Source organism: Pantoea sp. ACRSC (assembly GCF_022346785.1).
Classification (GTDB): domain Bacteria; phylum Pseudomonadota; class Gammaproteobacteria; order Enterobacterales; family Enterobacteriaceae; genus Pantoea; species Pantoea alvi.
In genome coordinates, this window is the sequence record NZ_JAKRNN010000002.1 from 1 (window position 1) to 11,099 (window position 11,099).

The 11,099-nt window shown below is 59.5% G+C and carries 6 protein-coding genes and 2 rRNA genes; 7 read left to right on the top strand and 1 reads right to left on the bottom strand.

Features of this window, described 5'->3' with window-relative positions:
* From MHZ97_RS03495 to aceK, 6 genes are all read left to right on the top strand, one after another.
* Positions 1-101, top strand: a 23S ribosomal RNA gene (locus MHZ97_RS03495); the annotation flags it as partial.
* Between the two features lie 91 nt (positions 102-192).
* Positions 193-308: ribosomal RNA gene (gene rrf / locus MHZ97_RS03500) — 5S ribosomal RNA — on the top strand.
* A gap of 205 nt (positions 309-513) precedes the next feature.
* The gene (metA, locus tag MHZ97_RS03505; protein WP_103793633.1) at positions 514-1,443 is read left to right on the top strand and encodes a homoserine O-succinyltransferase; all 930 of its coding nucleotides are present in this window, start codon (positions 514-516) and stop codon (positions 1,441-1,443) included.
* 261 nt (positions 1,444-1,704) lie between these two features.
* Positions 1,705-3,276 carry a malate synthase A gene (aceB, locus tag MHZ97_RS03510; RefSeq protein WP_239313695.1) on the top strand — a complete coding sequence of 524 codons (1,572 nt, stop codon included), beginning with the start codon at positions 1,705-1,707 and terminating at the stop codon, positions 3,274-3,276.
* Positions 3,277-3,292: 16 nt separating this feature from the next.
* Positions 3,293-4,594, top strand: a complete 1,302-nt coding sequence (aceA, locus tag MHZ97_RS03515; RefSeq protein ID WP_103793635.1) for an isocitrate lyase — start codon at positions 3,293-3,295, stop codon at positions 4,592-4,594.
* Between the two features lie 56 nt (positions 4,595-4,650).
* Positions 4,651-6,369 carry a bifunctional isocitrate dehydrogenase kinase/phosphatase gene (gene aceK, locus MHZ97_RS03520; RefSeq protein WP_239313692.1) on the top strand — a complete coding sequence of 573 codons (1,719 nt, stop codon included), beginning with the start codon at positions 4,651-4,653 and terminating at the stop codon, positions 6,367-6,369.
* Here the strand turns inward: aceK and iclR are convergent.
* Positions 6,366-7,193: a glyoxylate bypass operon transcriptional repressor IclR gene (iclR, locus tag MHZ97_RS03525; RefSeq protein ID WP_239313689.1), complete on the bottom strand. Its 828-nt coding sequence runs from the start codon at positions 7,191-7,193 to the stop codon at positions 6,366-6,368. The two genes, aceK and iclR, sit on opposite strands and share 4 nt — an antisense overlap.
* A 193-nt stretch (positions 7,194-7,386) precedes the next feature.
* Between iclR and metH the strand changes: the two genes are divergently transcribed.
* On the top strand, positions 7,387-11,070 hold the full coding sequence (metH, locus tag MHZ97_RS03530; RefSeq protein WP_239313687.1) for a methionine synthase: 3,684 nt from the start codon (positions 7,387-7,389) through the stop codon (positions 11,068-11,070).
* Positions 11,071-11,099 lie beyond the last annotated feature (29 nt).

Genomic DNA, 11,099 nt, shown 5'->3' on the forward strand with positions numbered 1-11,099 from the left:
TCCTGAAGGGACGTTGAAGACGACGACGTTGATAGGCCGGGTGTGTAAGCGCAGCGATGCGTTGAGCTAACCGGTACTAATGACCCGTGAGGCTTAACCTTACAACGCCAGAGGCGTTTTGTGAGACGCGAGATTTTCAGCTTGTGACGGATATATCTGCGCGGCCTGTGGGCGGCGCGGAAACAGAATTTGCCTGGCGGCCTTAGCGCGGCGGTCCCACCTGACCCCATGCCGAACTCAGAAGTGAAACGCCGTAGCGCCGATGGTAGTGTGGGGCCTCCCCATGCGAGAGTAGGGAACTGCCAGGCATCCAACTGCGATAACCCTGACCTCACGGTCAGGGTTTTTTGCGTTTAAGCTTTCCCTTTTCTCTCTTTTCCCTCTCCTGTTTGCCACTTTAAGCTGAAAGATTTTCATAAACTGCATGAAGCCTCGACAACTTCCCGCTGCCAGGGTAATGTTGGGCATCTGGATGTCTAAACGTATATACGGTTGTAAAGAGGAAAGTCGCACATGCCAATCAGGGTTCCCGACGAATTACCGGCAGTAAAGTTCTTACGTGATGAAAACGTGTTTGTCATGACCTCGTCGCGCGCCAGTGTTCAGGAAATCCGTCCGTTGAAAGTTTTGGTGCTCAATCTGATGCCAAAGAAGATTGAGACGGAAAACCAGTTCCTGCGTTTGCTTTCAAACTCGCCGCTACAGATCGATATCCAGCTGCTGCGTATCGACAGCCGCGAGTCGCGCAATACGCCAGTGGAGCATCTCAACAACTTCTACTGCAACTTTGACGATATTCAGCACGATAACTTTGACGGCCTGATTGTCACCGGCGCGCCGCTGGGCCTGGTCGACTTCAATGATGTCGCCTACTGGCCGCAGATCCAGCGCGTGCTGCACTGGGCAAAAGAGCACGTCACCTCAACGCTTTTTGTCTGCTGGGCAGTACAGGCGGCGCTCAATATTCTCTACGGCATCCCTAAGCAGACGCGGCAGACCAAACTGTCGGGCGTCTATGAGCATCAGATTTTGCATCCGCACGCGCTGCTGACGCGTGGTTTTGACGATAATTTTCTGGCACCTCATTCGCGCTATGCTGACTTCCCGACGCAGCTGATCGCGGACTACACCGATCTGGAACTGTTCGCCGAGTCTGAACAGACCGGCGCCTATCTGATGGCGAGCAAAGACAAGCGCCTGGTTTTCGTTACCGGCCACCCGGAATATGACGCGCTGACCCTGTCAGGCGAATACCACCGGGATTACGAAGCGGGCCTGCAGCCGGAAGTGCCTTTTAACTATTTCCCCCAGGATAATCCGGAGCTGCCGCCGCGCGCCACCTGGCGCAGCCACGGCAATCTGCTCTTCTCTAACTGGCTGAACTATTACGTCTACCAAATCACGCCATTCGATCTGCGCCGGATGAATCCCACGCTCGAATAATCATTTTCCTCGTTTGTCCTTACCGTGCCAGCTGCAAAGCTGTCACGGTTTTTTTATGTCTCCTCTTTTTGAAAACGCCTCCCTTTAAATAGAAAACTTTAACTTCATTCGCTTCAGGGATTTAACTGAAACTTTCCTTGAAAATGGAAATAGTTTTTGATTTTAATTAAAGAGTGAATATGCTTGGATCCTGTAGCTCAAAAATTATCCTCTAACCGGATCGCTGTGACAGGATCCGATCGGCGACAGGAGCGATCTCATATGACCGACACGATAATTCATAGCGATCTTACCTTCACACAACCCTTCTCCCATGCGGAACAGCAGCTGTTCACGCCAGAGGCACAGCAGTTTTTGCTTGAACTGGTCACTCATTTCTCCGCTGAGCGGGAAAGGCTGCTTGCCCTCAGGCAGCAGCGGCAGCAGCGTTATGACGCCGGCCAGCTTCCCGACTTCGATATGGAAACCGCTTCCATTCGTGAGAGCGCATGGCGTATCGGCACCATCCCGCATGACCTGCTGGATAGACGCGTGGAAATTACCGGACCGCCGGAACGCAAAATGGTTATTAACGCCCTGAACGCTAACGTGAAAGTTTATATGGCGGATTTTGAAGACTCGCTGACGCCGCAGTGGGATAAGCTGATGGAGGGGCAGCAAACGCTGCGTGAGGCGGTCAGTGGAACGCTCAGCTTTACCAGCGAAACCGGGAAGATCTACCAGCTGCGCGCCAACCCTGCGGTGCTGATGTGCCGCGTGCGCGGTCTGCATCTGGAAGAAAAACATGTGCAGTGGCAGGGCAAAGCGATTCCCGGCGGGTTGTTTGATTTTGCGCTCTACTTTTTCCACAACTTCGCCACGCTGCTCAGCAAAGGCAGCGGCCCATATTTCTATCTGCCGAAAAGCGAAAGCTGGCAGGAAGCTGCCTGGTGGCGCGAGATCTTTCGCTTCACTGAGGATCGCTTCGGAGTGGCGCGCGGCACCATTAAGGCCACGGTACTGATTGAAACCCTGCCAGCGGTCTTTCAGATGGATGAGATCCTGTGGAACCTGCGCGACCATATTGTTGGCCTTAACTGTGGCCGCTGGGATTACATCTTCAGCTACATCAAAACGCTGCGCCAGCATGGCGACCGCATTCTGCCCGACCGGCAGTCGATTACCATGGCGCAGCCTTTCCTGGATGCTTACTCACGGCTGCTGGTAAAAACCTGCCATCGCCGCGGTGCGTTCGCCATGGGCGGTATGTCAGCTTTAATCCCGGCCAAAGAGAGTGGGCGTAATGAGTGGGTATTGCAGCGCGTGCGTGAGGATAAACAGCGTGAGGCTGATAACGGTCACGACGGTACCTGGATTGCCCATCCTGGACTGGCTGATACGGCAATGGCGGTCTTTGACGCTGCGCTCGGCGAGCGTAAAAACCAGCTCGACCTGCTGCGCGAAAGCGATGCGCCCGTAGACGCCGCACAGCTGCTGGCGCCCTGCGCAGGCGAACGTACCGAGGCAGGAATGCGGGCCAATATCCGCATCGCGCTGCGCTATCTGGAAGCCTGGCTGGGCGGCAACGGCTGCGTGCCGATCGACGGCCTGATGGAAGATGCCGCCACGGCAGAAATCGCCCGCACCTCCATCTGGCAGTGGATCCATCATCAGCAAACCCTGAGCGACGGTCAGCCCGTCACCGCCGAAAGCTTTCTGCGCATGCTGGATGAAGAGCGACGCCAGCTCAACGATGCGCGTTACGACGACGCGGCGCGGCTGATGGCGCAGATCACCACCGAAGACGAACTGGTTTCATTTCTTACTCTGCCGGGCTATCGCCTGATCCCCTGAAAAAGGAGCCGTTGCCATGACTCGTACCCAACAGATCCAGCAGCTTGAACAAGCCTGGCGCGCACCGCGCTGGGAAGGCATCACGCGTCCCTACAGCGCTGAAGAGGTCGTTAACCTGCGCGGCTCGGTCAATCCAGCCTGTACGCTGGCGCAGCGCGGAGCGGAAAAGCTCTGGTCGCTGCTCAACGGCACCGCGCGCAAAGGCTACATTAACAGCCTCGGCGCACTGACGGGTGGCCAGGCGTTGCAGCAGGCGAAAGCGGGCATTGAAGCGATCTACCTTTCGGGCTGGCAGGTGGCGGCGGATGCCAATCTTGCCGGGCAGATGTATCCCGATCAATCGCTCTATCCCGTGAACTCGGTGCCGGAAGTGGTGCAGCGCATCAACCAGACTTTTCAGCGCGCCGATCAGATCCAGTGGGCGAACGGCGCTCAACCGGGTGAAGCGGGCTACATTGACTATTTCCTGCCGATTGTTGCTGATGCCGAAGCGGGATTTGGCGGCGTGCTCAACGCTTTTGAACTGATGAAGGCGATGATTAGCGCGGGTGCCGCAGCGGTACATTTCGAAGATCAGCTGGCGGCGGTGAAAAAATGCGGCCATATGGGCGGAAAGGTGCTGGTGCCGACGCAGGAGGCGATACAGAAGCTGGTGGCGGCACGGCTGGCGGCTGACGTGATGGATGTACCGACCATCCTGTTAGCGCGCACCGACGCCGATGCAGCCGATCTGATTACCTCTGACTGTGACGACTATGACCGGCCTTTTATTCGCGGCGATCGCACGGCGGAAGGCTTCTTCCGCACGCACGCGGGCATTGAGCAGGCGATCAGCCGCGGGCTGGCCTACGCGCCTTACGCTGATGTGCTGTGGTGCGAAACCTCGACGCCAGATCTGGCGCTGGCGCAGCGCTTCGCCACCGCCATTCACGCACGCTATCCCGGCAAGCTGCTGGCCTACAACTGCTCGCCCTCCTTTAACTGGAAAAAGAACCTCGACGACCGCGCCATTGCGGGATTCCAGCAGGCGCTGAGCGAGATGGGCTATCGCTTCCAGTTCATCACCCTGGCGGGCATTCACAGCATGTGGTTCAACATGTTCGACCTGGCGCACGCCTATGCCCAGGGAGAGGGCATGCGACACTACGTCGAGAAGGTGCAGCAGCCGGAGTTTGCGGCGCGGGATAAAGGCTACAGCTTCTCATCCCATCAGCAGGAGGTCGGGACGGGCTACTTCGATCGGGTCACCACCCTGATCCAGGGCGGCCACTCGTCAGTGACGGCGCTGACCGGCTCGACCGAACAGCACCAGTTTTAACGCTAAACCAGATGGCCTGCCCGACGCGTTCGGGCGGGCTTTTGCGGGAGCTGCCTGTGCCACCACGCGAATCCTTAATTGCCCATACCATCCTGCAGGGCTTTGACGCGCAGTATGGTCGCTTTCTTGATATTACCGCTGGCGCGCAGCAGCGCTTTGAACAGGCGGACTGGCAGGCGGTGCAGCAGGCGATGAAAACGCGCATCCACCTCTACGACAGCCACGTCACGCTGGTGGTGGATCAGCTGCGCATACTCAACGATGCGGCACACTGGGACGACAGGTTCTGGCTACAGGTCAAACAGGATTACGAAGCGCTGCTGCCGGACTATCCGCGCGCGGAAATCGCCGAAAGCTTTTTTAATTCCGTTTACTGTCGTCTGCATGGCCACGCGCACCTGCAGCCGCAGCGGCTGTTTATCTTCTCGACCCAGCAGCGCGCCGCGCAGCCTGCACGCCCGCTGGCGCGTCGCTATCAGCCGCAGCACGGCTGGCAGGCGATGCTGGAGCAGGTGCTGGCCGATACCACACTGACGCTGCCCTGGCAGGATCGCGCGCGCGACGCCAGCTATATCCTGCGTCATCTGCAACAGCATTTCAGGCTGGAGGGCGGCTGGCTGGAGGTCGCCAGCGAACTCTTTTTCCGAAACAAAACCGCGTGGATTGTGGCGCGTTTACACCTGCCGCACGCCATTTTTCCCTGTCTGCTGCCGGTTCAGCGTACCGCGCAGGGTGAGCTGTGGATCGATACCTGCCTGACGGATGCGAACGATGCCAGCATCGTGTTCGGCTTCGCCCGCGCTTATTTTATGGTGTACGCGCCGGTGCCCGCGGCGCTGGTGGCGTGGCTACAGCCGATTCTGCCGGGCAAAACGCTCTCTGAGCGCTACATGGCGATCGGCTGTCAGAAGCACGGCAAAACCGAAAGCTACCGCGACTATCTGCATGCGCTGGCGCACAGCGATGCGCCATTTGAAATAGCGCCCGGCGTGCGCGGCATGGTGATGCTGGTCTTTACGCTGCCGGGCTTTGATCGCGTCTTCAAGGTGATCCGCGATCGCTTTGCGCCGCAGAAAGAGGTGACGGAGGCGCAGGTGCGCGCCTGCTATCAGCAGGTCAAAGAGCACGACCGCGTCGGGCGCATGGCGGACACGCTGGAGTTCGAGCAGTTTGCGCTGCCGCTGGCGCGTATTCCGCCCGCGCTGATGGCGGAGTTCCAGTCCAGCATTGCCACAAAGATGCATATCGACGGCGACCGCCTGATTGTCCGCCATCTTTGGCTGGAGCGGCGTATGCAGCCGCTCAACCTCTATCTGGCGCAGGCGAACGCCGAACAACGCCGGCACGCGGTTGAGGAGTATGGCAATGCCATCAAACAGCTGGCGGCGGCCAATATCTTTCCTGGCGATATGCTGTTTAAAAACTTCGGCATGACGCGGCACGGGCGCGTGGTGTTTTACGACTACGATGAAATCCGGCCAATGGATGAGCTGCACTTCCGCGATGTGCCGCAGGCGCGCTATGACGAAGATGAAATGAGCGCCGAACCCTGGTACAGCGTCGGCCCGGACGATGTCTTTCCTGAAACCTTTCGCTACGCGCTGTGCAGCGAAGCCGCTACCGGCGCGCTGCTGCAACAGCTGCATCCTGAACTCTTCGATGCGGGCTGGTGGCGGGCACAGCAGCAGCGCATCCGGCAGGGGCATGTGGAGGAGACGATTGCCTGGCGTCAGGCGCAGCGCTTCAGCGTGCGCTACGCCCGCGAACTGGCTTAGCGGCCGCTGTAGGCCAGCGTCACCTGACGCGCCTCACGGATCACCAGCGCGCCCAGCTCGGTAATGCGATCGTCCGTCATACGCGCCACCGGCCCGGATATCGACAGAGCGGCAAAGGGTTCGCCGTGCTCGTCGTAGACTGGCGCGGCGACGCAGCGCAGTCCCAGCGCGTGTTCCTCATCGTCAAAGGCGAAACCGCCTTTGCGTACCTGTGCCAGATTAGCCTTCAGGCTCTGCGGCGACATCAGGGTGTTGGGCGTGTAGTGATGGAGACCTTTCTGATGCAGCAGCGCGGTGACCTGCTCATCGCTCAGGTGCGCCAGAAAAGCCTTGCCCGCGCCTGAGGCGTGCATTGGCAGCTTGCCGCCAATGGGGGCCGACATGCGCATCAGCTGGGTACACTGCACCTGGTCGATGATCACCGCCTGATAATCGCTGAGATCCAGCACGGCCAGATTGACCGTTTCGCCCGAATTTTCCATCAGCCTGCGCAGCACGGGATGCACCAGCGCCAGCAGGTTTCGGCTCTGCAAAAAACTGCTGCCAACCACAAAGGCGTGCGCGCCGATCGTCCACAGGCCGAGATCGCCGGTCTGATGCACGAAACCCTGCTGCTGCATCGTCGTCAATAAACGGTGCGTGGTGGAGTTAGGCAAACCCGCCTGCTGCGCCAGTTCGGTCAGCGCTACGCTGCCGTGGGAGTCGGCGATCAGCTCCAGCAGATGCAGGCCGCGTTGCAGAGACTGCACCTGGCCGCCGGCAGGCGGAGCGGCGGGTGTGCCGCGCGGTTTTTTGCCGCGTTTAGCGGGAACGGGCGTAGCCATTGAGGTATCTCCTTACGCAAAGTGGAAATCATTTTCAGGTTAATTGCGCAATTTGCAAACGCGCGCGTTCTGGTCGGATCTGTTAAGCGGTCCGCCTGAAAATGTCTCACCTGCTGCGGCTTTCTCCTCTGTGAAAGTTATGACAGTATGATGCGCTGGCATTTTAGCCAGCAGATGAGCGGATGAGGCAAGAGTGAGCAACAGAATCGAAGCGCTGCATCAGCAGCTCGCGCAACGCATCATGGTGCTGGACGGCGGCATGGGCACCATGATCCAGAGCTACAGGCTGGACGAGCACGATTTTCGCGGCAGCCGTTTCCGCGACTGGCCCTGCGATCTCAAAGGCAACAACGATCTGCTGGTGCTCAGCAAGCCTGAGGTGATCCGCGAGATCCACAATGCCTATCTGGAAGCGGGCGCCGATATTCTGGAAACCAACACCTTTAACGCCACCACCATTGCGATGGCGGACTACCAGATGGAAGGGCTGTCGGCGGAGATTAACCTTGAGGCAGCCCGGCTGGCGCGCGCCTGCTGCGACGAATGGACGGCGAAAACGCCCGATCGCCCGCGCTATGTGGCTGGCGTGCTCGGTCCGACCAACCGCACCTGTTCCATCTCGCCGGACGTCAACGATCCCGCTTACCGCAACGTTACCTTTAACCAGCTGTTAGAGGCGTATCGCGAATCGACGCGCGCGCTGGTGGAGGGCGGCGCCGATCTCATCATGATCGAAACGGTGTTCGACACCCTGAACGCCAAAGCGGCGGTTTTTGCGGTGCAGACCGAAATGGAAGCGCTGGGGGTCAGGCTGCCGCTGATGATCTCCGGCACCATTACCGACGCCTCTGGCCGCACGCTATCCGGCCAGACCACCGAGGCCTTTTACAACTCGCTGCGCCACGCTGAACCGCTCTCGTTTGGCCTCAACTGTGCGCTCGGCCCGGACGAGCTGCGCCAGTACGTGGCGGAGATGTCGCGCATTGCCGAATGCTACGTTACCGCCCACCCGAATGCCGGACTGCCCAACGCCTTTGGCGAATACGATCTCGATGCCAGCGTGATGGCGGATCAGATTGGCGAATGGGCGCGCGCCGGTTTCCTCAACATTATCGGCGGCTGCTGCGGCACCACGCCGCAGCACATCAGGGCGATGGCGGACAGCGTCGCCGGGGTGGCACCGCGCAAGCGGCCTGAACTGCCGGTCGCCTGCCGTCTCTCTGGCCTTGAGCCGCTCAATATCAGCAGCGATACGCTGTTCGTTAACGTCGGCGAGCGCACCAACGTCACCGGCTCGGCTAAATTCAAGCGGCTGATTAAAGAAGAGAAGTACAACGAGGCGCTGGAAGTGGCGCTGCAGCAGGTGCAGAGCGGCGCACAGGTTATCGACATCAATATGGATGAGGGGATGCTCGACGCCGAAGCGGCGATGGTGCGCTTCCTCAACCTGATCGCCGGCGAGCCTGATATCGCGCGCGTGCCGATTATGATCGACTCCTCAAAGTGGGAGGTGATTGAAAAGGGCCTGCAGTGCATCCAGGGCAAAGGCATCGTTAACTCTATCTCGATGAAAGAGGGGGAGGAGACCTTTATCCATCATGCGCGCCTGGTGCGCCGCTACGGCGCGGCGATGGTGGTGATGGCCTTTGATGAGGATGGCCAGGCGGATACGCGCGCGCGCAAGATCGAGATTTGCCGCCGCGCCTATAACATTCTGACCGAGCAGGTCGGCTTTCCGCCGGAAGATATTATCTTTGACCCGAATATCTTTGCCGTTGCCACCGGCATCGACGAGCACAACAACTACGCCATGGACTTTATCGGCGCGTGTGAAGATATCAAGCGCGAGCTGCCGCACGCGATGATCTCCGGCGGCGTCTCTAACGTCTCCTTCTCTTTCCGCGGCAACGATCCGGTTCGTGAAGCGATTCACGCCGTGTTTCTCTACTACGCCATCCGCAACGGCATGGATATGGGCATCGTTAACGCCGGTCAGCTGGCGATTTATGACGATCTGCCTGCCGAGCTGCGCGAGGCGGTTGAGGATGTCATTCTTAACCGTCGTGCCGACGGCACCGAGCGCCTGCTGGCGCTGGCGGAGAAGTATCGCGCCAGCAAAGGTGATGGCACCGAGGATAAGCAGCAGGCGGAGTGGCGCAGCTGGGACGTGGTGAAGCGTCTGGAATATTCGCTGGTGAAAGGCATCACCGAATTTATCGAGCAGGACACCGAAGAGGCGCGTCAGGCGTCGGCGCGTCCGATCGAGGTGATTGAGGGGCCGCTGATGGCGGGCATGAACGTCGTGGGCGACCTGTTCGGTGAAGGAAAAATGTTCCTGCCGCAGGTGGTGAAGTCGGCGCGCGTGATGAAGCAGGCGGTGGCTTACCTTGAGCCCTATATTCAGGCCAGCAAAGAGGCGGGCCGCAGCAACGGCAAAATCGTGCTGGCGACGGTGAAGGGCGACGTACACGATATCGGCAAGAATATTGTCGGCGTGGTGCTGCAGTGCAATAACTACGAGATTATCGATCTCGGCGTGATGGTGCCGAGCGATAAGATCCTGAAAACCGCCATCGAACAGAAGGCGGATATTATCGGACTCTCGGGCCTGATTACGCCGTCGCTGGATGAGATGGTCAACGTCGCCAGAGAGATGGAGCGTCAGGGCTTTACGCTGCCGCTGCTGATTGGCGGCGCCACCACCTCGAAGGCGCACACCGCCGTGAAGATCGAGCAGAACTACAGCGGCCCGACGGTGTACGTGCAGAACGCCTCGCGCACCGTGGGCGTCGTGTCGTCACTGCTCTCGCCGACGCTGAAAGAGGATTTTGTGGCGCGTACCCGTAAAGAGTACGACACCGTGCGCATTCAGCACGCGCGTAAAAAGCCGCGCACGCCGCCGGTTTCGCTGCAGGCCGCGCGTGATAACGCGGTCCACATCGACTGGGAAAGCTATACGCCGCCGGTGGCGCATCGTCCCGGCGTCAGCGAGATTTCGGTTGGCATCGACGCGCTGCGTCACTATATCGACTGGACGCCGTTCTTTATGACCTGGTCGCTGGCGGGCAAGTATCCGCGCATTCTGCACGATGAGGTGGTGGGGGAAGAGGCGAAGCGTCTGTTTGCCGACGCCAACGCGATGCTGGACAGGCTCAGCGCGCACAAATCCCTGACGCCGCGCGGCGTGGTGGGCATCTTCCCGGCTAACCGCGTCGGGGACGATATCGAAATTTACCGTGACGAGAGCCGCCGCGAGGTGATTGCCGTTAGCCATCATCTGCGTCAGCAGACCGAGAAAAGCGACTTCCCTAACTACTGTCTGGCCGATTATGTTGCGCCGAAGGGGAGCGGCAAGGCCGATTATCTGGGCGCTTTTGCCGTGACCGGCGGCCTTGAAGAGGACGCGCTGGCGGAGGCGTATGACGCGCAGCACGACGACTACAACAAAATCATGGTGAAAGCGGTGGCCGATCGGCTGGCGGAAGCCTTCGCCGAGTATCTGCACGAGCGGGTGCGTAAGGTGATCTGGGGCTTCGCCCCCCATGAGAACCTGAGCAACGATGAGCTGATCCGCGAAAACTATCAGGGCATTCGCCCCGCGCCGGGTTATCCCGCCTGTCCGGAACATACCGAGAAAGCGGCGATCTGGCAGCTGCTCGATGTGGAAGCCCACACCGGCATGAAACTTACCGAATCCTTCGCCATGTGGCCGGGCGCGTCGGTTTCAGGCTGGTACTTCAGCCATCCTGAGAGTCGCTACTTCGCGGTGGCGCAGATCCAGCGCGATCAGGTCGAGGATTACGCGGCGCGTAAAGGGATGACGGTAAGCGAGGTGGAGCGCTGGCTGGCGCCAAACCTGGGGTATGACGCCGATTAAGCGGGGTGCCTGAAGCCTGCCGCGAGCGC

Excerpts from the sequence above, each read along its gene's own strand:
- iclR (WP_239313689.1), bottom strand. The coding sequence starts at position 7,193 with ATGGCTACGCCCGTTCCCGCTAAACGCGGCAAAAAACCGCGCGGCACA.
- aceA (WP_103793635.1), top strand. The coding sequence starts at position 3,293 with ATGACTCGTACCCAACAGATCCAGCAGCTTGAACAAGCCTGGCGCGCA.
- metA (WP_103793633.1), top strand. The coding sequence starts at position 514 with ATGCCAATCAGGGTTCCCGACGAATTACCGGCAGTAAAGTTCTTACGT.
- aceB (WP_239313695.1), top strand. The coding sequence starts at position 1,705 with ATGACCGACACGATAATTCATAGCGATCTTACCTTCACACAACCCTTC.